This window comes from Pedobacter sp. AC464 (genome assembly GCF_979253075.1).
The window spans coordinates 1,153,589-1,180,129 of sequence record NZ_CEEDBV010000002.1 but is presented as its reverse complement, the minus strand read 5'-3'; the positions used below and the strand labels follow the sequence as shown (position 1 = coordinate 1,180,129).

At 39.4% G+C, this 26,541-nt stretch carries 22 protein-coding genes and 1 tRNA gene; 15 read left to right on the top strand and 8 right to left on the bottom strand.

Features of this window, described 5'->3' with window-relative positions:
- Window position 1 precedes the first annotated feature (1 nt).
- On the top strand, window positions 2-817 hold the full coding sequence (locus tag AC0IWT_RS15975) for a hypothetical protein (protein WP_471797910.1): 816 nt from the start codon (window positions 2-4) through the stop codon (window positions 815-817).
- Window positions 818-996: 179 nt separating this feature from the next.
- Complete coding sequence (locus tag AC0IWT_RS15970) at window positions 997-3,294, top strand: gliding motility-associated C-terminal domain-containing protein (protein WP_471797909.1); 2,298 nt, start codon at window positions 997-999, stop codon at window positions 3,292-3,294.
- 188 nt (window positions 3,295-3,482) lie between these two features.
- Here the strand turns inward: AC0IWT_RS15970 and AC0IWT_RS15965 are convergent, their stop codons facing one another.
- Complete coding sequence (locus AC0IWT_RS15965; protein ID WP_056869321.1) at window positions 3,483-4,085, bottom strand: porin family protein; 603 nt, start codon at window positions 4,083-4,085, stop codon at window positions 3,483-3,485.
- 153 nt (window positions 4,086-4,238) lie between these two features.
- On the opposite strand from AC0IWT_RS15965, the gene AC0IWT_RS15960 reads away from it, so the two are divergent.
- The 4 genes from AC0IWT_RS15960 to AC0IWT_RS15945 all read left to right on the top strand — a co-directional run bounded on the left by AC0IWT_RS15960 (window position 4,239) and on the right by AC0IWT_RS15945 (window position 10,342).
- Entirely contained in the window at window positions 4,239-4,454 is a 216-nt protein-coding gene (locus AC0IWT_RS15960) for a hypothetical protein (protein WP_471797908.1), read from the top strand.
- A 163-nt stretch (window positions 4,455-4,617) separates the two neighbouring features.
- On the top strand, window positions 4,618-6,309 hold the full coding sequence (locus AC0IWT_RS15955) for a S41 family peptidase (protein ID WP_471797907.1): 1,692 nt from the start codon (window positions 4,618-4,620) through the stop codon (window positions 6,307-6,309).
- An 18-nt stretch (window positions 6,310-6,327) separates the two neighbouring features.
- A complete protein-coding gene (locus AC0IWT_RS15950; RefSeq protein WP_471797906.1) occupies window positions 6,328-7,656 on the top strand; it encodes an alpha-L-fucosidase in 1,329 nt (442 codons plus the stop codon).
- Between the two features lie 82 nt (window positions 7,657-7,738).
- A complete protein-coding gene (locus AC0IWT_RS15945; protein ID WP_471797905.1) occupies window positions 7,739-10,342 on the top strand; it encodes a glycoside hydrolase family 2 protein in 2,604 nt (867 codons plus the stop codon).
- 93 nt (window positions 10,343-10,435) lie between these two features.
- On the opposite strand, the gene AC0IWT_RS15940 is transcribed toward AC0IWT_RS15945, so the two are convergent.
- From AC0IWT_RS15940 to AC0IWT_RS15930, 3 genes are all read right to left on the bottom strand, one after another.
- Window positions 10,436-10,762, bottom strand: coding sequence for a 2Fe-2S iron-sulfur cluster-binding protein (locus tag AC0IWT_RS15940; protein WP_056869326.1), 327 nt, complete (start codon window positions 10,760-10,762; stop codon window positions 10,436-10,438).
- Between the two features lie 40 nt (window positions 10,763-10,802).
- Window positions 10,803-11,813 carry an NAD(P)/FAD-dependent oxidoreductase gene (locus AC0IWT_RS15935; RefSeq protein ID WP_471797904.1) on the bottom strand — a complete coding sequence of 337 codons (1,011 nt, stop codon included), beginning with the start codon at window positions 11,811-11,813 and terminating at the stop codon, window positions 10,803-10,805.
- A 192-nt stretch (window positions 11,814-12,005) separates the two neighbouring features.
- Complete coding sequence (locus AC0IWT_RS15930; protein ID WP_471797903.1) at window positions 12,006-14,045, bottom strand: prolyl oligopeptidase family serine peptidase; 2,040 nt, start codon at window positions 14,043-14,045, stop codon at window positions 12,006-12,008.
- A 238-nt stretch (window positions 14,046-14,283) separates the two neighbouring features.
- On the opposite strand from AC0IWT_RS15930, the gene AC0IWT_RS15925 reads away from it, so the two are divergent.
- The 6 genes from AC0IWT_RS15925 to AC0IWT_RS15900 all read left to right on the top strand — a co-directional run bounded on the left by AC0IWT_RS15925 (window position 14,284) and on the right by AC0IWT_RS15900 (window position 18,823).
- Window positions 14,284-15,024 (top strand): UDP-2,3-diacylglucosamine diphosphatase, encoded by a 741-nt coding sequence (locus tag AC0IWT_RS15925; protein WP_471797902.1) that lies wholly within the window; start codon window positions 14,284-14,286, stop codon window positions 15,022-15,024.
- Window positions 15,025-15,210: 186 nt separating this feature from the next.
- A complete protein-coding gene (locus AC0IWT_RS15920) occupies window positions 15,211-15,354 on the top strand; it encodes a hypothetical protein (protein ID WP_471797901.1) in 144 nt (47 codons plus the stop codon).
- A gap of 98 nt (window positions 15,355-15,452) precedes the next feature.
- Complete coding sequence (gene prfA / locus AC0IWT_RS15915) at window positions 15,453-16,526, top strand: peptide chain release factor 1 (protein ID WP_471797900.1); 1,074 nt, start codon at window positions 15,453-15,455, stop codon at window positions 16,524-16,526.
- Between the two features lie 106 nt (window positions 16,527-16,632).
- Window positions 16,633-16,706 (top strand) — tRNA-Asp (locus tag AC0IWT_RS15910).
- A gap of 208 nt (window positions 16,707-16,914) precedes the next feature.
- Window positions 16,915-18,471: a PAS domain-containing sensor histidine kinase gene (locus AC0IWT_RS15905; RefSeq protein ID WP_471797899.1), complete on the top strand. Its 1,557-nt coding sequence runs from the start codon at window positions 16,915-16,917 to the stop codon at window positions 18,469-18,471.
- Window positions 18,461-18,823, top strand: coding sequence for a response regulator (locus AC0IWT_RS15900; RefSeq protein WP_056869331.1), 363 nt, complete (start codon window positions 18,461-18,463; stop codon window positions 18,821-18,823). The genes AC0IWT_RS15905 and AC0IWT_RS15900 overlap by 11 nt, the downstream gene beginning before the upstream one ends.
- A gap of 50 nt (window positions 18,824-18,873) precedes the next feature.
- Here the strand turns inward: AC0IWT_RS15900 and AC0IWT_RS15895 are convergent, their stop codons facing one another.
- Both AC0IWT_RS15895 and AC0IWT_RS15890 read right to left on the bottom strand, forming a co-directional pair.
- Window positions 18,874-19,449, bottom strand: coding sequence for a DUF1543 domain-containing protein (locus AC0IWT_RS15895; protein WP_471797898.1), 576 nt, complete (start codon window positions 19,447-19,449; stop codon window positions 18,874-18,876).
- A gap of 48 nt (window positions 19,450-19,497) precedes the next feature.
- Window positions 19,498-21,207: an FAD/NAD(P)-binding protein gene (locus AC0IWT_RS15890; RefSeq protein ID WP_471797897.1), complete on the bottom strand. Its 1,710-nt coding sequence runs from the start codon at window positions 21,205-21,207 to the stop codon at window positions 19,498-19,500.
- Between the two features lie 197 nt (window positions 21,208-21,404).
- On the opposite strand from AC0IWT_RS15890, the gene AC0IWT_RS15885 reads away from it, so the two are divergent.
- From AC0IWT_RS15885 to AC0IWT_RS15875, 3 genes are all read left to right on the top strand, one after another.
- Window positions 21,405-23,351, top strand: a complete 1,947-nt coding sequence (locus AC0IWT_RS15885) for a glycoside hydrolase family 97 protein (RefSeq protein ID WP_471797896.1) — start codon at window positions 21,405-21,407, stop codon at window positions 23,349-23,351.
- Window positions 23,352-23,423: 72 nt separating this feature from the next.
- The gene (locus tag AC0IWT_RS15880) at window positions 23,424-24,086 is read left to right on the top strand and encodes a hypothetical protein (RefSeq protein ID WP_471797895.1); all 663 of its coding nucleotides are present in this window, start codon (window positions 23,424-23,426) and stop codon (window positions 24,084-24,086) included.
- 165 nt (window positions 24,087-24,251) lie between these two features.
- The gene (locus AC0IWT_RS15875; protein WP_471797894.1) at window positions 24,252-24,422 is read left to right on the top strand and encodes a hypothetical protein; all 171 of its coding nucleotides are present in this window, start codon (window positions 24,252-24,254) and stop codon (window positions 24,420-24,422) included.
- A 195-nt stretch (window positions 24,423-24,617) separates the two neighbouring features.
- Here the strand turns inward: AC0IWT_RS15875 and AC0IWT_RS15870 are convergent, their stop codons facing one another.
- Both AC0IWT_RS15870 and metK read right to left on the bottom strand, forming a co-directional pair.
- Window positions 24,618-24,962 (bottom strand): hypothetical protein, encoded by a 345-nt coding sequence (locus AC0IWT_RS15870; protein WP_056870196.1) that lies wholly within the window; start codon window positions 24,960-24,962, stop codon window positions 24,618-24,620.
- 226 nt (window positions 24,963-25,188) lie between these two features.
- A complete protein-coding gene (metK, locus tag AC0IWT_RS15865) occupies window positions 25,189-26,439 on the bottom strand; it encodes a methionine adenosyltransferase (RefSeq protein WP_471797893.1) in 1,251 nt (416 codons plus the stop codon).
- Window positions 26,440-26,541 lie beyond the last annotated feature (102 nt).

Genomic DNA, 26,541 nt, shown 5'->3' with positions numbered 1-26,541 from the left:
TATGAAAATAAAATATTTAGCTATACTGGCCGTAACACTGGCATCAGTATTTAGTTTTTCTTGTAAGAAAGACAATTCCATACAAGTGATTGATTTGCCTTTAGATGCTGCAAATAATGCAAGGATTAAGTATTTCAATTTTGCTGCCGGAGCACCTTCAGTGAACTTTTATGCAAATGGTGTTAAAGTATCTGGCATTTTAAGTGCTACAGGCGCTGAAAATACCGCTGGTACAGGGTATGGAGCGGTATATCCTGCTTCTAACTACAGCGCAATAGCAGGTGGCACATATAAAATCAACGGTATTATTCCATCAACAGCTTCCGCAAATGCGAACGTTTCTATATCAGAAATTAGCCCAGTTTTAGCTAACGGCAAATACTATTCTTTTTACACAAGTGGAATTTACAATGCAACTACTAAAACTGCTGAGTCGTTTGTATTGGAAGATGTATTACCGCCGACCTCTGCAAGCAATATGGTTTCATATGTGCGCTTTGTAAATGCAATTCCTAATGGTACTGCTCCTCTGAATCTGGTTATAAAGAACTCAATTACAGCGGTTGAAACTGTAGTTGCTACAAATGTTGCTTATAAAGCCGGGTCAGCGTTTGTTGCTGTGCCAATTGGAAGCTATGAACTATATGTAAGATATCCTGGCTCTTCTACTAATATTATCTCTAGAAATGGAACAACAAACGGAGTTGTAAGTTTTTTCGGCGGACGAACCAACACCGTTGGTGCTCGTGGCGACCTGACAATAACATCGGCAACGGCTGCTAACAGGCCATTGCTTGATAATACAGCTAACCAGTAATTTGGCAGGCAAATGAATTAAAGTCCCGATGCAAATCGGGACTTTTTTATTTAAACGAATTTTAAATATTTGTATCTTGTTGTATGATGAAATTTGTTTGGATCTGCTTTGTTTCCATTTCATTTTGCCTTAAAATTAAAGCAGCAACTTTTACAGTTTTAAACAACTCAAATGCTGGTATGGGGTCTCTGCGCGAGGCAATTTTAGATGCAAATGCAAATGGAACAGCCGGAACAGATAACATTGTTTTTAATATAACTGGAGTAATCGCTGATGATGTAACAATCAGTTTAACCGAAGAGCTTCCTGCGTTGAGTTCCAACTTAGTTATTGATGCAACAACCCAGCCCTCATCATTTTTCGGCAATGCAAGTATCAAGATTAAACTAGTAAGAGCATCGAGCGCTTTTTACAGCGGGTTAGTCATCGATGGCATAGAAAATGTTGAGGTCTACGGTATATACTTCAGCAATTTTATTTCACAAACCGGCATTCCGGCCGATGAGCGTAAAGCAGGCATATTTCTTAAGAATGCAATGCACATCATTATTGGTGCACCAAACAGGCAGAACTGTTTTGGCGGAAACTATACGTCAGTTATTTCTCCAACCACACCAAGCAATTTAGACGACATTACAGTTTCAGCAAACATTATCGGTTTAGATCCAACAGGTTTAACAATTGTAGGCAATGTTGTAGGCATTGATTTGAGTTACCTGAAAAACTCCATGATTGGCGGGCCAAATGCCAGTTTTGGTAACTTAGTTAGCGGCAATAGAAACGCAGTATCGCTCGGCGGCTTAAGCGGTAACATAAACGTTTCTTTCAATATAATTGGCTTAGATGCTACAAAAACAAAGAGTTTTCCTGCAGAACTTGCTACCGGTATTTTTGCAAACGGGCAGAATGCAAAGATTATTATTGCCGATAATTACATTGCATCACAGCAAAAAGGAATTATGCTTGATAATGTAAAAAGTGGCTATCAAATAAAGCGGAACAATATTGGTACTGCTTTATCTAGCCAAAACTTCGGCAACAACAAGTTTGGAATAGAGCTTTATAACTGTGACGCAGGAGTTGTTGGTGGTAGTTTAATTTCCGACCAAAATATAATTGCATACAATGAACAGGCCATACAAGTCGATTTTTCTTATCCCGTTTCGATATTAAAGAACAGCCTTTATTGTAACAAAAAATCTGCTATAGAATTTAAAGACTTGCCAGATGGAAAAACCATTTCACAATCGAAAATCGATTTAATCACCGCTAATTCGGCGTCTGGCGTTTACCTCCCAAATTCCATAATAGAATTATTTTATGATGACGAATGTCCGGATTGTCAGGGTAAAAACTGGGTTGCAACTTTACAAACAGATGCGAATGGAGCATGGCAATATAATGGACCGCTAACCGGAGGTTTAACCAGCACCGGAACCAATCCTGATGGTGCAACTTCTGGATTTTCTAAACCACTTATCTCAGAAGCATCTAAGAAAATATTCGATGTATTCTGTGGTGCTTCAAACGGTAGTATCACAAATTTAACCATTAGCGACGCGAGTGTTTTTAATTGGTACAACGCCGCCAACGAACAAGTTGGCAATGCAAAGGATTTAGTAAATGTTCCGGCTGGGATCTATTATTTAAAAGCCAGCCAGCCCGGAGGTTGCGATGTTTTATCAGCAAATTACACCATTAAAAATATTAACATCAGTTATAAAGTTAAAACCAGTAATACTTTGCCTGCAAGCTGCAACGAAAAAAATGGCGCCATCTCAATCATAAGCTATGAAACAGAAAAGCCAACAAACTTTAGCTGGACTGATGAAAACGGAAACATTGTTGGCAATTCTGAAAACCTCAGCAATGTTTTTGCGGGCAACTACACATTAATCGCTTCTAATGGCAATGGCTGTACCAATATTGCCGGAACTTTCACGGTTGGCATCACCGAGCTACCGATAATCAACCTTGGTAAAATGCAGCAATCTATTAGTTGCGATGGCAAAACTGTAAGCGCTACAGGAATTGAGATTGTTGGAAATACGGCGCCTTACGCGTTCAGCTGGATGAATACAAGCGGCGAACACGTTTACCAGGGTTTGAATATACAGGGCGTGAAGCCAGGCAAATATACTCTGATGGTAACAGATAAATTCGGCTGTGTGGTTAGCACCGAAAGTATAGACTTTACCCAACTCGAAAATAGTGTTTTGCAGGTGCCGAACTCAATTACACCAAATGGAGATGGCATAAATGATACTTGGAAAATTGCAGGCGCAACAAATTACCCGGCGGGAGAATTTTCGATATTTAACCGAAACGGCGATAAAATCTTCTATTCCAAAGGCTATGCTAAAGAATTTGATGGGACAGATAATGGCAAACCACTTAACGTTGGTGTTTACTATTATTTAATAGATTTAAAAAATGATTGTGGTAAATTGAGCGGAAGCCTAACGATTTTGAAGTGATCTATTTAACTTCAAAATTATATACAGCCCGGCCGATTTGCCCGTCAGCGTTAATGCCCTCGATTACAATTTTATATTTCCCCGTATAATCAGAATTGAAAAAGCTGATTTCTGTCTTTTTATCAGACAATTATTCTGAAACAAAAAAAGGCGGCCAATTGGCCGCCTTTCATATTGATTAAATTTCTTTACAAAATCTTAAATCCTAAACTTAACTGGAATAAGTTTGGTGTTTGCTTATATTTTTCGCTTTTGCTAATGTTTGTTAAACCAGCTTCGTAACGTAAATCAACAGAAATTGCGCCAACATCTACGCCTGCTCCGGCTTGTATGCCAAAAGCCTGGTTTTTGTAATTGTCAAAATCTGTAGCTTGTTGGTAAGCGGAACTGAAAGTAGAACTGTCATCTAAAATCAGCGATAATACAGGGCCAGCCATTACCCTTACGTTTAGGTTTTTGCTGCCAAACTTAGTTCCCAATAATACAGGGATATCTAAGGTTGTGAATTTCACCTTTCCTTCTGCAGCAATTTCGGTGTTACTGTTGTTTGTAAAGCTGATAAATTTATTGCCTTTGCTACCAATATAAGCTTCGGGTTGTACATAAAAACTGGCGCCACCAATGCGTGCCCATGCACCTACCTGGTAACCTAATCGGTTTTCTTCGCTGGCGAAATCGGCGTTTATTTTAGCAAGATTTACGCCCGCCTTAATTCCTAGATTAAAGGTCTGAGCCTGCGCCGTTGCCCAACCAACGGTTAAGAATACAATAGAGAAGATAAATTTTTTCATTGTGTTTAAGTTTAAGGGTTATTTTCGTTTATAACGCACTTTTAACACAATTATCATGCTAAAATAAACACAGGCCCATTTTTTTGTGTTTTTGATTTAAAAACATGTCAATCAAACAATAATATTTTTACTTTTGTAGCAAATCAAATTAAAATGGCAAACTTTCAACTCACGGCAGATAACGCAGAAAAAGTTAAAATTAAGTTTTTAAGAAAATATCGCGATCTTGTAGCCGAGCCGTTGGATTTTACCCCTGGTAACGAAGATAAGCTAGTTGCAGACATAATGCGTCTGGTTAAACGCGATCGTACCTACGTTGAGTATACGCTTCAAAAAGCCCTTGCCGATACAAAAGGCAACAGACTATAAATTTTTACTTCGTATTTTTTCTTAAACGCTAACGATTAAGTTACCCGTTTAGCCATCGACCTTCTTTTTAATCTTTGTCTCTTTTTGTACATTTACAGTACGCAATTGGTTAATTTAGACATAAGTTTACTTCGGCTGCGCTTAGCATTAAAAACAATAAGGGATGAAGAAAATTAAATACCTGGTCATTGCAACTGTTTCAGCCATTGCAATTTTATCCTTTTCGTTTAAAGAAGATTTATTTCTTGTTTCAAAAAACCTCGATATTTTTGCTTCCCTCTACAAGGAAATTAACATAAATTATGTTGATGAAACCAGTGCGCCGGAATTGATGAAAACTGGCATTGATGCAATGCTCGAAAGTCTCGACCCATATACCGAGTATGTGCCAGAGTCGGAAATTGAAGACTACAAGTTGAAATATGTTAGTACGCAATACGGTGGTATCGGCGCCGGGACGGTTATCATCGATGGAAAGCTTTTTGTTAATGAAGTAAGCGAAGGCTATGCGGCTAATAAGGCAGACGTCAAGGCAGGCGATCAGGTTACCAAAATCAATAACATTGAAATTAAAGGAAAAGACAGAGCGCAGATAAGTCAGTTACTCCGAGGGCCGAAGGGAACCCCGGTTGATTTGACGATAATTCGGGAAGGTAAGGAAATCATAAAAAAAATTATCCGTGAAGAGATAAAACAACCCAATGTTTCTTATTACGGAATGGTTGGCGATGGCGTAGGTTACATTCGCCTGGATAAATTTCTCGAAAATTCTGGTCAGGAGGTTAGAGATGCTTTGCTAAGTTTAAATAAGGAAAACCCCAAGGGAATTGTGTTGGATTTGAGGAACAATGGTGGCGGTATTTTACAAGAAGCTGTGAAGATTGTAAACCTTTTCGTAAACAGAGATCAGCTTGTGGTTACCCAGAAAGGTAAAAATGCAGAGAAAACAATAAGCTACAAAACTCAGGTTCCACCAGTTTCACCTTCGGTGCCTTTGGTGGTTTTGGTCAATACTAATTCAGCTTCAGCATCCGAAATTGTTGCCGGTTCGCTACAGGATTTAGACAGGGCAATTGTTATCGGACAGCGCAGTTACGGAAAAGGATTGGTGCAGCAAACGTTCAATCTTCCTTATAATAGTTTGGTAAAAGTAACGGTAGCTAAATATTATACCCCGTCTGGCCGGTGCATCCAAAAGTTGGATTATGCCCATAGAAACGCAGATGGCATTGCCGAACGTTTTGCTGATTCTACTATAGCCATGTATCAAACCAAAGCGGGCAGAAATGTTTATAGTGGCAATGGCGTATATCCAGATGTTGTTGTAGAGGCAGCAAAATTAAGTCCGATTACGATTACAATGATTAATAAAAGCATGTTTTTTAACTATGCAAACCTTTATAAAAAGGAAAAGCCTGAAGTTGCATCAGCCAAAACATTTCAAATTACAGATGCTGATTATGCGGCATTTGCAAATTCGCTGGCCGATAAAGATTTAAGCTACCAAAGCAGAACGGAACGATTATTAACTGAATTGCGGTACGAGGCCGATAAGGAGAATAAAACGGCAGAGGTGAAAGCAGATTTAGAAAATTTGAAGAACAAGCTAATCTCTGCAAAGAAAGCCGACTTGGCCAATCACAAAGCAGAAATAAAAAGAGTACTGGAAACACAAATTGTTAGTCGCTATTTTTATGAAAAGGGAAGGATTGAACAAAGTTTCCAATACGATAAAGAACTTGCGGCGGCAAAAGCGGTCTTCAATAATCAACAGCAAATGCTTGCTATTTTAAAAGGCGATGGCAACTATAAGGTTATTGGCAAGCCTGCTAAAGAAACGACAAGCATCGATTAAGTAGTTAAACAACATGCTATGAAAAAATTATCTCTGGTTTGCATTGCGCTTTTGTGCCTTGCCAGATTGAACGCACAGGAGTACAAGCCCTCTGCAGCAAATTTAAAACAAAGGGAATGGTTTAACGATGCCCGTTTTGGCATGTTTATTCACTGGGGGCCTTTCAGTATTCCCGGCGCCGGCGAGTGGGTAATGAACGAGCGGAAAGTCACGGTGGAAAACTATAGCCGTCTGGAAAAATTTTTCAATCCGATTGATTTTGATGCGGAGAAATGGGTTAGCACTGCAAAAAATGCAGGGATGAAATACATCACCTTAATCACCCGTCATCACGATGGCTTCAGTATGTGGGATACGAAATATTCGGATTTTAACATCATGAATACGCCCTACAAGAAAGATATAGTTAAAATGATGGCCGATGAGTGTCATAAGCAAGGCATTAAACTCTATCTCTATTATTCGTTGCTAGATTGGCGCCGCGAAGATTATCCGCATGAAACCGGTAAAACCGGCCAGTTCAGCGGGCGGAAAGGTCATGGCGATTACGCTACCTACCTCCAGTTTATGAAAAACCAACTCACGGAACTGCTTACTAATTATGGTGAAATTGGTGGAATTTGGTTTGATGGACATTGGGACCAGACCGCTCCGGAAGGTGCTGCAGACCGAAGTTCGCGTATTGATTGGAAATACAACGAAATTTATGGTTTGATACATCGGCTTCAGCCACAGTGTATGATTGGCAACAACCACCATATGACACCATTTCCAGGTGAAGATTTTCAAATGTTTGAGCAGGATTTGCCTGGTGAAAATAAATCAGGCCTCAGTTTCCAGCAAGCTAGTGAGCATTTACCATTAGAAGCTTGTATTACCATAAATGGCTCATGGGGTTTCAATTTAACCGATACAAGCTACAAAAGTAAACCCACCTTAATCCGCACATTGGTTAAATCGAGCAGCTTGGGCGCCAATTTATTGCTTAACATTGGGCCAATGCCTAATGGTGAAATCCAACCTGAATTTATAGAGCGCTTAAACGCAATGGGCGAATGGCTTAAAACTTATGGCGAAAGTATTTACGGCACTACAGCCGGATTTGTAAAGCCTCAATCGTGGGGTAGTGTAACGCAAAAAGGCAATAAAGTTTATTTACACATTTTAGACCCTAAAAACGCATCAGTTTTATTCGATAAATTCCCTTTCAAGAAAATAACAAAAGCTTATTTATTGAAAGATAAAACAGCTGTAAAGTACAGCTTAAAAAATGGTTCGGCAGCTATAACAACGGGTTTTTCTAATGCTGAAATTGATAATGTTGTTGTGTTGGACGTTGCAAACTAGCCTCTGCATTTCTTAAGTTTCAGGCAGAAAAGTAAAACGTTTTTGCAATATTTTACTTTCTTTGTGCTCTTTACCGTTTAAAATGAGAAAAATCTTTATAGTATTATTTCTGTGCCTTGGCTTTTTCGCCAATGCCCAACAACGTTATGAATTAAACACTGGCTGGCTTTGTGCTAATGTTAAAGATCTTAATTTAACAGGTGTTGAAATTTCCAACCAGCGCTTTTCAACAAGTAACTGGATGAAAGCAACTGTGCCGGGTACAGTTCTAACAAGCCTTTTAAACAACAACAAGGTTCCTGATCCATTTTATGGCATGAACAATGAAAAGATAGCTGACGTTTATAGAACCGGAAATGATTATTATACCTACTGGTTTGTAAAAGATTTCGAACAAAAAGCTTTAGGTAGTGAACAAATCTGGCTTCAATTCCGGGGCATAAATTATAAGGCTGATGTTTATTTAAACGGCAAAAAAGTGAACCAGAATGTTATTGAGGGAATGCATTTGCGCTCTCATTTCAACATTACCAAACTGCTTGCTGCAAACGGCAAAAATAGATTAGCAGTTATTGTTCATCCACCAGATGTTGTTGGAAACCCGAATGGGGGCCAGGGCGGCGATGGAACAATTGCCAAAGGTTTAACCACGCAATATACAGCAGGTTGGGACTGGATTCAGCCAATTCGCGATAGAAATACCGGCATTTGGGATAAAGTGACCATCGAAAAAACAGTAGGAATTAACCTCAAAAATCCACATGTAATTACCATGGTTCCGGGTAAGCGTCTGCCTGAAGGGAAACAAAAGCCGGCAACGGTAAAAATGTCTGTAGAGGTAGAAAATCCGACAGAAAAAGTTATTTCCGGCCTTTTACAGTACCAGCTCGGCGGCCAAACCATTCAGAAACAAATCAGCATCAAAGCAAACCAGAACATAGAGGTTTCATTTCCCGATTTGGTTCTTCAGAACCCAAAGTTATGGTGGCCAAATGGCTACGGCGAGCAATATCTGTATGATGCGAACATTAAATTTATCAGCAATGCGCAAACGTTAGATCAGGAGAATCTAAAAGTTGGCGTTCGGCAAATTGATAACCTGTGGAACGAGCAAACCCGAAGTATGGGGGCTTATGTAAACGGGCAGAAAATATTTATAAAGGGTGGCAACTGGATTATTTCTGATGCAATGCTTCGTTTTAGCGATGCCAGGTATGATGCTGAAGTGCGTTACCATAAGGATATGAACCTGAATCTGATTCGGATTTGGGGCGGTGCAATTCTCGAGCGACCAGAGTTTTATAATGCTTGCGACAAATACGGTTTGTTGGTTTTCCAGGATTTTTGGTTTAGTGGAGATTGTAACGGGCGTTGGGTAGATCCGATGAAGAAAGACGACCAGTGGACGAGAAGAAAGTATCCCGACAATCATAATCTGGTTTTAACCGCGATTGAAGACCAGGTGAAAATGATTCGAAACCACGCTTCACTGGCTTTTTGGTGCGGTGGTAATGAGATTACGCCACCAGCAGATATTTTACAGCCAATGAAGGATGATATCCTTCCGCGTTTAGATGGAACACGCATACTCTTTGATTTTTCGAACAGCGATGAGATGTCATTCAATTCTTTAGGAGGAAACGGCGACGGACCTTATGGCATTCAAAATCCGACAAGTTTTTGGGCGAACAAAACATTCCCCTACAATTCTGAAGTGGGCTCCGTTGGCGTTGGCGATTTCGAATCGTTGGAAAGATTTATTCCAAAGGAAAATTTGCTTGCCCCGCAGTTTAAAGAAAAACTAGATTCTGTTTGGGATTACCACAAATATATTGGTTACGATGAATACATTAATCCTTATGGAAAAGCAAAAGATGCCAAAGATTTTGCAATGAAAGCACAATTGGTTAATTACGACCAATACCGTGCTCTAATGGAAGGCTTTTCCTCTCACATGTGGGAGTGGTATACGGGTTCTATCATTTGGAAAACCCAAAATCCGTGGACGGCCATGCGTGGACAAATGTACGATTACTACCTCGACCCAAATGCCTGTTTGTATGGTTTAAGAAAAGGAAGTGAGCCGCTGCATGTAATGATGAATCCGCTGGATAGCATGGTTACCGTAGTAAATAACGGTTTTTTAACCCGTGATAATTTGATGGTGCAGGCAAAGGTTTATGATATGGATGGAAAGGATTATTTTTACTCTCAGGTCTTTAATTCGATAGGGCCGTCGTCTGTAAGAAGGTTTTTCCCCTTAAATGATTACTTAAAAAAGCTCGATAAAAAAGATGGCGTTTTCGTTTCACTACGCATCCTGGACGAAAGCCAGAAGGTTTTGAGTGAAAATTTATATTGGTTACCCGCTAAAGACGGCGAATATAAAGGCTTGCAGAAAATGAAATCTGTTGCTCCAGAGGTAAAAGCCACGCAAAACGTTAAAGGAAAAGTTTTGGTAACATTAACGAACAGCGCCGGGAACCCAGTTGCATTTTTTAACCGGATAGCATTGATTGATGCTGCATCAGGGAAGCGGATTTTACCAGCTTTTTATGATGATAATTACATTAGCATTCTTCCGGGCGAAAGCAAAACCGTAACAGTAGAATATCCCGGAAATCAAAAAACAGCTGTTGAAGTTTACGGCTGGAATGTAGAAAAAACGAGGATAGAAGTTAATTGATTTAATAGATTGCGATTAGCTGGCAATAACAATAACAGCGCAAAAACAAAAAGCGATGCATTTGCATCGCTTTTTGTTTTTTATCGTTTTTAGTTAACCTGCACCATGAAGTTTAACCTTCAAACCGTCCATATTGTTGTTTAACTGCAACTGGCAGGCCAGGCGGGAGTTCGGCAATAAATCTGGCAAGGTATCCAGCATCGCATATTCGTCATCGCTCATTTCGTTAAGCTTTTCTTCGCCTTCTAAAACATCCACGCAACAAGTTGCGCACAACGCCATACCGCCACATGTAGCCAGAATATCGTATTCAGATGCTTTCAAAAACTCCATCAAACTCAGACCCATATCTGTTGGGGCTTCGTGGGGCGTAACAGAACCATCCGGCTCCTGCATATATATCGTAATGTTATTTTCCATTTGCTCGTTTAATATCGACTGCAAATATAAAATAAACTACTTAAAATTCTGAAACTCCGTTCACGGTTGTATATTTCATCGTGTATTTAACCCCGGGGTTCATATACGAATAAGCGCTGTGGCTCATTAACGCTGCCTCATGGAAACCACAAAGAATTAGTTTCAGTTTATTTGTGTACGTATTAATATCGCCAATGGCGTAAATTCCAGGAATATTTGTAGAGTAATCGTCGGTATTTACCTCGATAGCACTTTTACTGATGTTTAAATTCCATTCTTCAATAGGCCCTAATTTCGGACTTAAACCAAACAATGGTATTAAATGGTCGGCTTCTACAATGGATTTTTCCATGGTGCGGTTTTGTACAATTTCTACCTGCTCTAACTTATCATTACCATGAACAGCATGCAAATTGCTATTTAAAACAAGATTAATTTTTCCGCTTTCGGCCAATGCCATAACTTTTGCAACAGAATCAGGAGCACCACGGAAACTTTCGCTTCTGTGTACCAAAGTTAATTCAGAGCAAACTTCGGCAAGATAGATTGTCCAGTCGAGCGCTGAATCGCCGCCGCCGGCAATAACCATTTTTTGATCACGATATTTCTCCGGATCGAGAATCATGTAATTTACACCTTTACCATTTTCAAAGTTTTCAAGATTTTCTACAGCCGGTTTACGAGGTTCAAAACAGCCCAAACCACCAGCAATAACGATAACCTTAGCTTCGATAACAGTACCCATGTTCGTTGTTAACACGAAATCTGCTTCACCCCTTTTCTCTAAACCTTCAATACGTTCGCCCAAAGTAAATGTTGGGTGAAAAGGTTTTGCCTGCTCCATCAGGTTATCTATAAGCTCCTGAGCCAATACCGATGGATAACCAGGTATGTCGTATATTGGTTTTTTAGGGTAAATTTCAGAAAGCTGACCACCAACCTGTGGGAGGTAATCTATTAAATGGCAACGCATTTTTAACAAGCCGGCTTCAAAAATGGCAAATAAACCAACCGGACCAGCGCCTATTACAGCTATATCAGTAGAAATCATGCAAAAAAATTTGACGCAAAGTTACGAAATAAACTATTATCAATATTCTTATTTAGAAATATTCCAGATAATTTTGTAAACCCGTTATATTCAGTATTTTGTATGCTCATCATTAATAAAAAGCAATAGTTAACAGTTTTAAGCCGTTTAAAGCGAATTATAATTGGTCTATAGATTTAGTAGTTGTACGATTTACCAATTTATGCCTAAATTTTGAAAAACAAAACTCCAGACATCGGTAGCCTCAGCGATAAGTTTTCCGGTTGGTTTGCCTGCACCATGACCTGCATTTCTCTCAATTCTAATTAAAACCGGGTTTTCTCCTTTATGTTTTTCCTGAAGAGTGGCTGCGAATTTAAATGAATGGGCGGGTACAACACGATCGTCATGATCGGCAGTTGTAATTAAGGTTGCCGGGTAATTTACGCCATCTTCAACATTGTGTAATGGTGAATATTTAATCAGGTAATCGTAATCCTCTTTTTTATCGCTGCTGCCATATTCTACTACCCAGCCCCACCCAACTGTAAATTTCTGGTATCGCAGCATATCCAAAACGCCAACAGCTGGTAAGGCAACCTTAAATAACTCGGGGCGTTGCGTCATGCAGGCGCCAACCAAAAGGCCCCCGTTTGAACCACCGGAAATTGCGATTTTCGAGTGCTTTGTATACTGCTCTTTAACCAGGTATTCTGCGGCAGCTATAAAATCATCAAAAACGTTTTGCTTGTTTTCCAGCATTCCCGCTTTGTGCCACGCTTCGCCATATTCGCTTCCACCGCGTAAGCTCGGTTGCGCATATATGCCTCCATGTTCCAGAAACAGCATTCTCGATAAACTAAAAGCCGGTGTTAGCGAAACCTGGAATCCACCGTAGGCATACAAAAGCAATGGATTATTGCCATCGAGTTTTGTCCCCTTTTTATAAACAATGAACATTGGAACCTTCGTGCCATCTTTTGATGGGTAAAATACCTGTTCAGTTTGGTAATCTTCGGTATCAAATTTAAGTGCAGATTTTCTGTAAAGCGTCGATTTGCCACTTTCAATATCGTAATGGTAAGTAGTGCCCGGGCTGGTAAAATTGGTAAAAGAGTAAAAAAAATCTTTATCGTCTTTAAAAGCACCGAAGCCGCTCGCAGTGCCAATTGCAGGTAACTTTACTACCGCAATTTCCTTTCCGTTCAGGTCAAATTGAATGATATGCGTACTCGCATTTTTTAAATACGATGCCCATAAAAATCCACCGCCCGGCCGAACGCTTTCTAATGCCAGGTTCGATTCAGGAATAATCATCTGCCAGTGTTTCGGCTCGGCCATCTTCGGATCAACAAGAACTACCTGCATATTTTCTGCATTTAAATCTGTGCTTAGTAAAAGTTTATCGCCAACATTGGTTACAACGCTATGGTTATGCTCAAACCCTTTTACCAATAAAGCAATGTCGTTTTCAGGGTCTTGTAAATCCTTTAGGTATAAGGCGTTGCCTGAGGTGCCTGCACTTGCATACAAAACCAGGAAATGCTCATCTTCCGTAACCTCTGCCCCAAAATATAAGTTAGGATTTGTATTGTCCTCAAAAATTAATTTATCGGCAGCTTGCGCATCTCCAAGCTTGTGGTAATACACTTTTTGAAACTGATTTGCCTCAGAAAATTCCGTACCTTTTACTGGTTCATCATATCTACTGTAGTAAAAGCCATCGCCATACCAGGCGGCGCCAGAGAATTTGGTCCACGCTAATTCATCGGCTAGTTTCTTTTTTGTTGCAATTTCCATTACGTAAATATTGCTCCAGTCAGAACCAGATTGCGCCACGGCATAGGCTAAATATTTTTTGTTTTTAGAGAAACCGAGTAACGAAACCGAAGCCGTGCCATCAGCCGTTAAGGTGTTTGGATCTAAAAATAACTCTTTGCTTCCGTTTAAACCTTGTTTTATAAACCAAACATTTTGATTTTGCAAGCCGTCATTTCTGGTGAAAAAATAATGTTCGCCCACCTTAAATGGCGCAGTTTCTTTTGGGTAATTCCAGATTTCCATTAAACGCTTTTTAATGTCTGCCCGATATGGGATTTTACTTAAGTAGTTTTTTGTCAGGCTGTTCTGAGCATCAACCCAGTGTTCTGTTTCTACTGATGTGTCATCTTCTAACCAACGATATGGGTCGGCTATTACAGCGCCAAAGTAATTGTCGGTTGTCGAATCTTTTTTAGTTTCCGGATATTTCATTAAAATACTGCGTTATATTCTTATGCTATTTACAGGCCAATTTTAATACAAATAAGGCTAATAGGATTGGCTTTTTTCTTACCGCATTTAATTATTTACCAATTTATGTTTTTCATTAATACTGGTAAGATAGAATGTAAACCCTCAGCTGTTTTTTAACGGTTACCCAGCTGGCTTTCGGGGCTTTTAGCTTTGGCCTTTAGTCTTTCAGCTTTTTGCGTTACCTTTGAAATCGCACATGAGTAAAAACATCTATTTCGCTTCTGATTTTCATTTAGGCACCCCAAACCATGCCGAAAGCCGTAGCCGCGAAGAGCGCATTGTAAAGTGGCTTAATTTTATTGAGCCCAACTGTGGTGAGCTATTTTTAATGGGTGATATTTTTGATTTTTGGTTTGAGTACGAAAAAGTAATTCCTAAAGGTTTTATCCGGTTGCAGGGTAAGCTTGCATCAATGGCCGATTCAGGAATTAAGATTTACTTTTTTAAGGGCAACCACGATATGTGGGTACGCAATTACTTTACCGAAGAAATCGGGATGCAGATTATAAGTGATGAGATGGTTATGGAACGTGGCGGAAAAAAGTTTTATCTGCACCATGGCGATGGCCTTGGGCCGGGCGATAAGAAATATAAATTCTTAAGAAAGATATTTAGAAGTCCGCTTTGCCAGTGGCTTTTTGCCCGTTTACACCCAAATTTGGGCATTGGCATTGCTACCGGATGGAGCAAAAGTAGCCGTGCAGCAAGTAATCCTGAAGAAGTATTCTTCGGAGTTAACCAAGAGTGGCTGGCCATTTATTCGAAAGAAATACTCCAAAAAGAACACTTCGACTTTTTTATTTACGGACACAGGCATTTGCCTTTAGATTTAGATTTAGGCAATGGCAGCCGCTACATAAACACCGGCGAATGGCTGAAATATTCCTCTTATGCAGTGTATGATGGTTCGAATTTAACGCTCGAATATTTTAAATAACCTTGTAGATATTGTTCTCTTGCATGGTATTTAAGTATTTGAAAAGCAAGGGTAGTACTTAAAATTAATGTACGCCGGGCTTTTCATTATAGTCCCGATTAGAAAAAAATCGGGAGCTGCCATTTCAATCCCGTTTAATTACGCGAGGTTCTGCTGCTATTAAAGGTTGCAAACCCAAATGGCTACTTGCTTATTTACGAAGCAGGTTACCTTGGTTCTAAACCCGATATGAGTGTAAAGCCATCGTTTTTAACGGTGCTTGCAACGTTAGCGGGACTACAGGCCGCCATTGCCGGCGACAATCATTTCCAAAAAATCATTTCTCTTTGATTTCCGCCCTGCCAAACTAATTCAGCTTTTTTACTTATTTTTGCATTTCCTTAATTTTTTGCTAAACAAAAGCTAAGGAATTCAATTTTAATAATACTATGTTAGATAAATTAGAAGCGATTAAGCAGCGTTGGGAGGATGTAGAGGAGCAGTTGAGTAACCCGGATGTGATTCAGGACATGAAACGTTTTGCGGCTTTAAACAAAGAATATAAAGATTTAGGCAAAATTGTAGATGAGTACAAAATCTACAAGAATGTGATGAGTAATATTGATGCCAACAAAGAGATTTTGGCGGTAGAAAAAGACGCAGAAATGCGTGATATGGCGAAAGAGGAGTTGGATTTGCTTTTAAAACAGCAGGAAGAGATGGAAAGCAACATCAGGTTGATGTTGATTCCGAAAGACCCGGAAGATGCTAAAAATGCTGTTTTTGAGATTCGTGGCGGCACAGGTGGCGATGAAGCGGCTTTATTTGCCGGCGATCTGTACCGCATGTATACCCGCTATTTTGAAACTAAAGGCTGGCGTGTTGAAACGGTTGATGTTACCGAAGGAACTGCCGGCGGTTACAAAGAGGTTATTTTAAAAGTAAGTGGCGATGATGTTTACGGGCAGTTAAAATATGAAAGTGGTGTACACCGCGTTCAACGTGTGCCGGATACAGAAACGCAGGGCCGCGTGCATACATCGGCGGCCTCTGTTGCAGTTTTGCCTGAGGCTGAAGAAATTGATTTGTATATAAACCCCGCGGATATTGAACTGCAAACCTCGCGTTCTGGTGGTGCAGGCGGACAGAACGTAAATAAAGTGGAAACTAAAGTGCAGTTAACCCACAAACCATCGGGTATTGTTGTGGTTTGCCAGCAGGAGCGCTCGCAGTTGGGCAACCGCGTTATTGCGATGGAGATGCTTCGCAGTAAATTGTACGACATCGAATTGCAGAAAAAAAATGGCGATATCGCAGCTAAACGTAAAACAATGGTATCAACTGGAGACCGTTCGGCGAAGATTAGAACCTACAATTATCCGCAAGGCCGTGTTACCGAACATCGCATCGGTTTAACGATGTATAACCTGCCAAGCATCATGGATGGCGACATCCAGGAGATTATTGACGCACTTCAGTTTGCAGAGAATGCAGAGAAGATGCAAGAAGGTGCTGTAAGCTAACGACTTATAAATATTTTAAAAAAAAGTTTGCTAATAACGATATTGTCTCTATATTTGCAACCTCGAAAGGGGAAAGAGGTTTAAACTTTTAAAAAGTAAACAAAACGGAGTGGTAGTTCAGCTGGTTAGAATGCCTGCCTGTCACGCAGGAGGTCGCGGGTTCGAGTCCCGTCCATTCCGCAAACAAAGCCTTAACTTGAAAAAGTTGAGGCTTTGTTGTTTTCGTGGAATTACTTCATCGATTTACCTTAGTGTTGTTTTCCAAAACCTTCGCTTACCAAAATACGTAACTGAAAAATATATCGGTTTGAAACATTTATATTATTTTCATGTTTGATATCTTTGACTAAAAAACAAATCATTCACTTTTTAATAAAACCCAAGTTAATTGAACACTTTTCAAAACGGTAAGTTCAACGTCTCAGGCGATTCGATTACTGATAACTTCGAGCTATTAACCCAGGCGCTTGACGCTTCAATTTCAGGAATTATTATTACCGACCACCGCGAGCCAGATAACCCGATTGTATTTTGCAATAAAGCCTTCGAATTAATTTCTGGCTATCCACGGGCCGAAATTATTGGCCATAACTGTAGGTTTCTTCAGGGCGATGACCGAAGTCAGGCAGAACGTGCGATTTTGTCTGAGGCGGTAAAGAAAGGTAAGGAGTGCAGGGTAGAAATTAGAAACTACCGGAAAAATGGAGATCTTTTCTGGAATGAACTATATATGTCGCCGGTTAAAAATTCTGCTGGTGTAATAACACATTTCATTGGTGTGCAAAATGACGTTACCTTAAGGAAAAAGGCTGAACAGGATTTACGTGTACAAAAATCAATGATGGAAAAAAAGGTAGAAGACCGCACGCGGGAACTTCGCGAAAGTGAAGCCTTTCTATCCAGCATAATTGAAACCGTTCGCGAGGGCTTGCTGGTTTTAGACCCTGAGTTTAATGTTTTAAGTGCTAATTATCACTTCTTGCGTACTTTTAAAGTATCTGCAGAAGAAACTGTTGGCAAGCCGTTATATGAGCTTGGTAACCACCAATGGGATATTCCGCAGTTGAAAGAGCTGTTAATTAAAATATTGCCAACTAACAACCCTGTGGTAGACTTTGAAGTGGAACATGATTTTCCGCACATCGGCAGGAAACTTATGTTATTAAATGCTTACCGCATTGAGCTTGAAGGCCAGTTTAAAGATCAGATTTTGCTTGCTATAGAGGATATTACCGAACGTAAAGAAATTGAACGCCGGAAAGACGACTTTTTATCCATTGCCAGTCATGAATTGAAAACACCTCTTACAACCATTAAAGGCTATATTCAGGTGCTGGAAAGAAGTGTTCCAGGCAACGTTTCAGAAAAGTTTAGTAAAACCTTATCAAAGGTTGCCGTTTACGTTGATAGACTTAATAACCTCATTGCCGAACTGCTTGATATGTCAAGAATTCAGACCGGCAATATGGAATTGCATAAATCGAGTTTCGACTTTGATGCGATGATTGAAGAAGCAATTGAGGGCATCAGGGCTTCAGCGCATGACCATAAGATAAGTTTAACCGGAAATACCGGTGCCAAGGTTACGGCCGATGAATCGCACATTATTCAGGTCATAAATAACCTCTTATCGAATGCAATAAAATATGCACCGGATTCTAAAAAAATTGAAGTCAACATTGCAAGTGTAAGTGAATATGTAAAAGTTTCGGTAAAGGATTTTGGCCTTGGAATGAGTTCGGAAGATAAGAAAAGGGTTTTTGAGCGATTTTACCGTGGTGGCGATATTCAGAAGAAATTTCCGGGCATGGGCATCGGCTTGTACATCTGCGACCAGATTATTAAAAACCATGGCGGTACCCTATGGGTAGAAAGCGAAATTGGAAAAGGTTCGACATTTAATTTTACGATCCCTAAAAAATCAACCGGAAAAGATGGCAAGTAAGAAAATAATAATATGTGATGATGATGCGGGAATCGTTGATGTACTCGAATTGATGCTTGAAGACACCGGACATATCGTTATCCCCGAACTTAAAAGTTTAAATGTAAAAGCCCTCATCGAGAATAAAGAGCCGGATTTGCTCATCCTTGATTTATGGATGCCGGTTATTTCCGGAGACCAGATTCTGAAGATGATTAGAAGCAATCCAAAAACGATGAATCTTCCTGTAATTGTGATGTCGGCAAGCAGAGACGGTGCAGAAATTGCAGCCGCTGCCGGCGCCAATGCTTACCTGGCAAAGCCCTTCGATTTTGACCACGTACTCGCCGTAGTGGAAGAGTGCCTTAATTAATGCGTTTATTTTCCAAAAATGACGAGATAAACTATAAGAATTGATTTTTCTTATAGTTTATCCAGCTTGAAATATCCAAGGTGAATGTGGTCTGCTGTTAAATCACTGCCCGGCTCGATAACGATGTGATATTTTTCTTTTTGCTGCGGGTCTAAAATATCTTCAACTCTGTAAATATCGTCAACATCAATTCCGTATTTCTCATCGATGTGCGAATTTGCACCTTTGATAGAATTGGCCTTAAAAAATGCAGTTTTTTTGGCATCCTGAACAGCACTTGCCCGGTTTTCCTGCACCGTTAAAACGGTATAGTGTTGCTCTTCGAGTTTGTTGGGCTGGTAGCCACCAAGGTTAATAAAAAAGAGTTTTCGCTCAGATGGCGGGGTTAAACCTGTTCTTGGCATTACCTTAATTTCGTAACCATCAACATTGGTAACCAATCGCCATCCATCCAAATGAATGGAATCCCCTGCTTCAGGCCAAAATGCTTTAATCTGTGGAACAAGTTCCTTTAGTGTATTTGCAATACCGAAAAAATAATCGTGCTGTTCTACATTTCTTTTAGGGGCTTTTGAGCCAAGCAGCAGCAAAAATAGTTTCGGTGTCAGTTGTTCGTTTTCGGTCATTTAGCGTAAATTTTTATTTGCCTCCATACTTAACAAAGTCAGCTCAAATCAGTTTGGCAAAAGCGATTTTACAATTCGCTCGGAGGCCGCTTCGCAAAAGTCGAGGCCAGAATAATCGGGATTATAGCCGCCGATGTAAGGAACGGCCATCATGTAAATCCTTTCATTTACCGCATCGAGGCTGTTCATAACCTGAAAATTATCGTTTATGGCAATACCAGGAACATTCAGGTAATAATTACCGTCATCACTTGCTTCTACCTTATCGTTAGTTTCAAAGGCTTTGCGGGCTTTCTCTTCTTTTCTAAATTTGATCTTGGCCTGCGCAACGGTTTTCATATCGACCAGGCTTTTATAAGGCAAGTCGCGATACGATAAATGAGGCTGGCCCACGCAGTCTACAAATGTTTCGTAATATTGCTCCTGCTTTGTACCGCTCTCATCAGTAAAACGATAGATGGCTCCACCATTTTCCTGAGGTTCCTCTTCGCCATCATCACCAACTGCTGTTATTTCCAGAATTCCAGCTTCGTGTAAAGCCATCATTTCCACAACAGAGCTTTGGGGCACAAAGGCAATTACAATTGAAATTAGTGGCATTAATGTTTTCTGCAAACGCAACATATCTTCGGCTGAAAAGTATTTTGCCGGATAATTCATCGCGAAGCTTAAAACGGCAAGCATTTCTTTCCAGTAAACAGATTCTTCTTTTTCTATTGATTCTTCTGCCTCTAAATACTCCGCTTTAAAAAGGTCGAAAGCGGCTTTGTGTTCCCGTTTATTCATTACCACGGTTACAAAATCTTCCATAGAAAGGTTTTGAATAATTTCGTAGAACTCGGGCCTTTTTTCCTTAAACATCTCCTTAAAGTTTCTGTCGAAAACATAATCAAGGGATAAAAACCCGCCATTATCAGCCTTGTTTTTTTCTACTTCTTCCTCACTCAGAATCGAATCTTTTAGTAAATGAGGATCTTCCAGGTGAAAACGTATAGCAGGGAGCATGCCGTTTCTGGAGTGCATAATAATTTTAAACTTTTCGCTCCCTTCTGCTAGTTCAAAGGTAAATTTATCGTTGTCAGAATCTTTGAAATGACCATTATGGCGTGCTAAAGTGCGTATCGCATCTATGGCGGTGAGCGATGATCCTTTTACGGCCACAGCATGATTTACTTTAAATTCTAATTTTGCCGGTGGATATGGTGAATCGAAATAGCCGGGAATTTTGCCTTCAGACTTTTTTGGCCATCTATGACCTGTGCAAACAACAACGTTGTCGAATTCAAAAACCTGACCTTCCGCAAGCTTAACTTGAACTTTGTTGTCTTCGGGCCGATCAATAATGTCGACAACTTCATTGTTGAGGTGAATTTTTACAGGAATTCCTTTTTCCTCGGCCTGCTTTTGCAACAGCTCAAATTGCGCTGTTAAATACATTCCAAAAAGCAAACGCGGCATTACTTTGTAGTCGTTAAACTTATCAGGCTTTATGTTAAAACGTTCGAGTATATTTTGCGGTAAAGTTTGAATCCATTCTTCAACCGAGGTTACGAGTTCCGGAATTTCGTTGCCGGAAACGTTTGTTATATGCTCGTCGTTTGCACCGGCTTTACTGTAAGGCATGCCTGCACCGAGTTGTGCACTTTTCTCAAAAATAGCGATGCTGATTTCAGGTTCGTTTAAATCTACCAATCGCTTAAACATGAAAAGTCCGCTTGGCCCGCCACCTAAAATGGCAATGTGTTTATAGTTTTTCAAATATTTGAAGTTAAATTATTAATGATTGTCTCAGATAACCTTTTCAACTAAATAAAGTTTTTGAGAATGTTTAGATCTTGTTTTTTGTTGCCCATTAAAAGTATGATAAAACGTTTTAGAATGTTAAAAATCACATTGTTTTTATATATATTTGGTTTGATAACCGAATTTAAATCCTTAGCTAACCTTTCAATTTCATGAAGTCGAAATTACTCTTAGTCGTAGCCATTTGTCTATCATTTAAGCTTTATAGCGCACCGATCGAACTTTTTTCTCCAGATAAGAAAGTGAAAGTCACAGTAAATCTTTCAAAGAAAATTTTTTATTCTGTAGCTGTAAGCGGCGAAAATGTACTTTCAAATTCGTTTCTGCAATTAAATCTCGCCGGCGAAACTCTTGGCGAAAATCCAAAATTGTTAAATAAAATAATTTCTGCGCATGTTGATGTTTCAAAACCCGTTGTGCCTTTAAAAAACAGCAGTGTAGAAAATAAATATGGGCTGCTTCGTCTAAATTTTAAGAATAATTTTAGCGTAGAATTTCGAGCGTATAATGATGGTATTGCCTACCGTTTCATCACCAGTAAAAAAGATTCGGTTATCGTTGAAGATGAAAAGGTTTACGTTGCCTTTGCGAACGATGTAAATGCTTCATATCTCGAAACCAAGAGTTTTATGACCGCTTATGAAATCTTGTATCAAAATAAAAATTTAAGAGAGGTTGATGCGCAAAAGATGAGCGTATTGCCAATTTTGTTTAACGATAAAAAGTATAAAATTTTACTGTCGGAGGCGGATTTGTATGATTACCCCGCAATGTTCGTAAAAGCAAAAGGAAATAATGCCATCGACGCCGTTTTTCCGAAGGTGCCGGAATTGTATGCGCCAAACGGCGACAGAAATATTAAAATTGTAAAGGAGCACAATTACATCGCAAAAACCTTGGGCAGGCGCTCTTACCCGTGGCGATTTATGGTTATTTCTGAGAAGGATGAAGCTTTACCGGAAAATGAGATGGTTTATAAACTGTCAACCCCGAACCAGCTAAAGGAAACCTCGTGGATTAAACCCGGGCAAGTTACCTGGGAGTGGTGGCACAACGCGTATGTTTATGGTGTCGATTTTAAGTCTGGCTACAATCAGGATACCTATAAATATTACATCGATTTTGCCTCAAAGTTTAAGGTTCCCTACATCATTATGGACGAAGGTTGGGCAAAAACAACTTTAAATCCTTACGAACCCAATCCAACAATTAATCTCCAGGAGTTAATTGCCTACGGTAAGCAAAAAAATGTAAAAATAATTTTATGGTTTACCTGGCTGGCAGTGGAGCAAAACCCCGACGTATTTAAAAAACTGGAAGAGTGGGGAATTGCTGGTATGAAAGTAGATTTTATGGATCGCAGCGACCAATGGATGGTAAATTATTATACCAGGGTAGCAAAAGAGGCTGCCAAACACCATATTTTAATTGATTTCCACGGTGCATTTAAACCTGCCGGGCTCGAAGTCGCCTATCCAAACGTGCTTTCTTACGAAGGTGTAATTGGTATGGAGCAAAATATTGGCGGCGGACTGGCAACGCCAAACAATAACCTTTACCTGCCATTTTTAAGGAATGCAGTTGGGCCAATGGATTATACGCCCGGTGCTATGCGGTCCGGGCACCCAAAAGATTACAAGCCGAATTGGATAAATGTGATGAGTATTGGCACGAGGGCACATCAACTTGCCATGTATATTGTGTTCGAGAGTGGATTTCAAATGCTGGCCGATAACCCTTTTAATTACCTTCGCGAACCTGAAACTACTTCTTTTATAACAAGTGTACCGGTAACATGGGATGAAACAAAAGTTCTAAAGGCCGAAGTTGGACAATATATTGTTACGGCAAAAAGAAAAGGTCAGGAATGGTTTTTAGGGGCTATGACAAATAGTACCGAACGTAAATTAATTATCGACACTGATTTTTTGCCCAAGAATAAAACTTATCAACTTACAATCATTAAAGATGGTGTTAATGCTGATTTTCAGGCGATGGATTTTAAGCGGTTAACCATGAAAATCAAAGCTGGCGATAAAATCAATATTGATATGGTTAAGGATGGGGGGTATGCAGCTCATTTTGTTCCTATAAACTAAATCTAATAACCATTTAGCTTTTTCTCCATCAAAATTTTAATTAATTTGGTTCATCTAATCATCTACATTAATATGCGCAATTCAATTATTTTATCTGTTCTGGTGTTCCTATGCATCAATGCCAAAGCCCAAAGTTCGAAAGATTTTAAATTTGGCCACTACTACAACCTAAAAGGCGAAAAAATTTCTGGTTTTTTATACTGCCCCCCTAACTTAACTTCATTGGTTTTTAAACAAGACAATGAAACCCCGAAAGAAATTATTAGTTTGGATAATGTAAGCAGCGTTGTGCTCGCAGGAAACAACGATAGCCTGGTGGTAAAAACCCAGGATAATAAAGCGAGTAAAAAGTACCTTGCAACACAGGTCGCCTCAACGCCCGGCAGAAATTTTTTCTGCAAATACAGCGTGTATACTACTGCAGGCTCGCAAAGTATGAGCATGAGCGCCGCACCAACCATGACCGCCTCTTCCGGAAGGGGCATTTATAGTAACGCAAATTCTTTTTCAAGTACATCGGGCGTAACCGGAGTTGATGAGACTTACCTTTACGAAGAAGGTAACACCACTTACGAACTTACAAAGAAAAATTATATCGATATTTTGAGTAAAGCGTTCGCTGATAATCCGGTGTTGATTAAGCAATTCCAATCGAAATACCTAGGCTTTAAAGACCTTGGTCTCATCTTCAAAAAATATAATGAGGATGAGAAGTCGTCTTCAAAAAAATCATAGCTTAAAGTATTTTTAGACAACTTTTAGGCTGGTTATCTACTTTTTTTTACCGTTTATCTACTTTAGCTAAATGCTGAAAAACAAAATTCTGATACCCGTGTTTTTAGACCTGAGTTAAGCAAATTAGCGCTTTCAAATTTGCCTGGGCCCACTAAATTAATCATCATGAGTCAGGGAAGAACGAATACGCAAATTGAGGCGACAAATAAACTAATGGTAACATTTCTTATTGCAATGTTGGTATTCATTACGTCGGCATATATATTTAGTTTGGTAGAACGCGAAAGCAAATGGGTGCAGCATATAGAGCGAGAAATCGTTGCTAAAAACCCATGAATAAACGAATTTTTTTAAATAAGCAGTTACAGGTTTTTAGCACTGTCAAAATGCTGATTGTAAGGCTGAGATACTATTTTTAAAACGTTTTACAATTTTTGCGGTGTCTGAAATCATTGTAGCTGGTTTAAAAAATCCTGATAAACAACAAAAGCGACATTGCTGTAGCAATGCCGCTTTTTCTCGGTTTAGTGTTTAACAAAATAATTCTTGTTCGTCTCTGTTTTCCGTAGGAATTTTCTTCAGGAAATCATCAAAAGACGAGCCGATATTGTCTGAGTAAATTCCGTAGGCATCTAAAATATAACCTATTTCTTTATCACTGTCTTCAGTTAGGTAAAGAACGGAGTTATCTGCAGGGTCTGAGTCTCCTTCAAAGCGGTAGGTTTTAACAATTGTTAAGTCTTCTGGCTTGTAAATTTTCCCGGTTTGGCTCTGCATTTTGCCGTGGTCTGTCATTTTTAACTCGTTATCTTTTCCTTTAAGTCTCAATTTCTCTAAAATCTGACTTAAAGTATTCATTGCAATTGGCCGTTCCATAGTTATAAGATTTTTAGTACTATTTAAACACGTTGCACTTAAAATGGTTTTAGTCATTTTTTTGTGCTGGCATCATGTACGCTCAAATTAAGGAAGATGAACAGCCAATGTAAAATTGCAAAGGCTTTTTTTTTTGGATGTTTTTGAGAAAGATCTCACCTAAACGAAATCAACGGCCATAAAAAAAGCCCCGATTTTTCTCGGGGCTTTCTATTATTTCAAATTATTAGAGGCTGAATGCTTCTTTAACCTTATCAACGAAATCTAATTTTTCCCAGGTAAATAGTTCAACTGAAACATTTTTTTCTTCACCATTCGGTGTTCTGAAGGTTTTTGAAACAGTTTCAGGCTTGCGTCCCATGTGTCCGTAAGCTGCAGTTTCGCTATAAATTGGATTTCTTAATTTTAAACGCTGTTCGATAAAGTAAGGGCGCATATCAAAAATGGCTTCTACTTTTTTACTGATTTCGCCATCGGTTAAACCAACTTTAGATGTACCGTAAGTAACCACGTTAATCGATGTTGGCTTAGCCACACCAATTGCATAGCTCACCTGAACCAAAATCTCATCGGCAATGCCAGCTGCAACTAAATTTTTAGCAATGTGGCGTGTTGCATAAGCAGCGCTTCTATCTACTTTACTTGGGTCTTTACCAGAAAATGCACCACCACCATGGGCGCCTTTACCACCGTAAGTATCAACAATTATTTTTCTTCCGGTTAGGCCGGTATCTCCATGCGGTCCGCCGATAACAAACTTGCCTGTTGGGTTGATATGGTAGGTAATCTGGTCGTTAAAAAGATGCGCATATTGAGGATATTTTGCCTTAATTCTTGGAATTAATATCGATATCAAATCTGATTTAATTTTGGCGAGCATGGTAGCCTCCTCATCAAAGTCATCATGTTGGGTTGAAATTACAATCGCATCAATTCGTTGTGGCTTATTGTCGTCAGAATATTCTAAAGTAACCTGCGATTTTGCATCCGGGCGCAAGTAGGTAATTTCGGCATTTTCTCTTCTCAGGTTTGCAAGTTCAATTAACAAAGCATGAGATAAATCTAAAGCCAGTGGCATGTAATTTTCCGTCTCGTTTGTTGCGTAACCAAACATCATTCCCTGGTCGCCGGCACCTTGTTCTTCTTTTGTCGTTCTATCAACACCTTGATTAATGTCTTGAGATTGCTCATGAATTGCAGATAAAATACCGCAAGAATTGGCTTCAAACATGTATTCGCTTTTCGTGTAACCAATTTTCCTGATCACATCGCGGGCGATTTGTTGCACATCTAAATAGGTTTTTGATTTTACTTCTCCAGCTAAAATAACTTGCCCTGTAGTTACTAAAGTTTCACAGGCAACCTTCGATTCTGCATCGAAAGCAAGGAAGTTATCAATTAAAGCATCCGAAATTTGATCGGCAATTTTATCAGGGTGGCCTTCAGATACAGATTCTGATGTAAATAAATACGACATTTATTAAATAAATTAATGATGAAAATAAACATTTAATAAGCGCTAACAGTCCCTGAAAACAGGTTTTGCTTGTAAAAGGAAGGTATTAGCACTTTTTTTTGA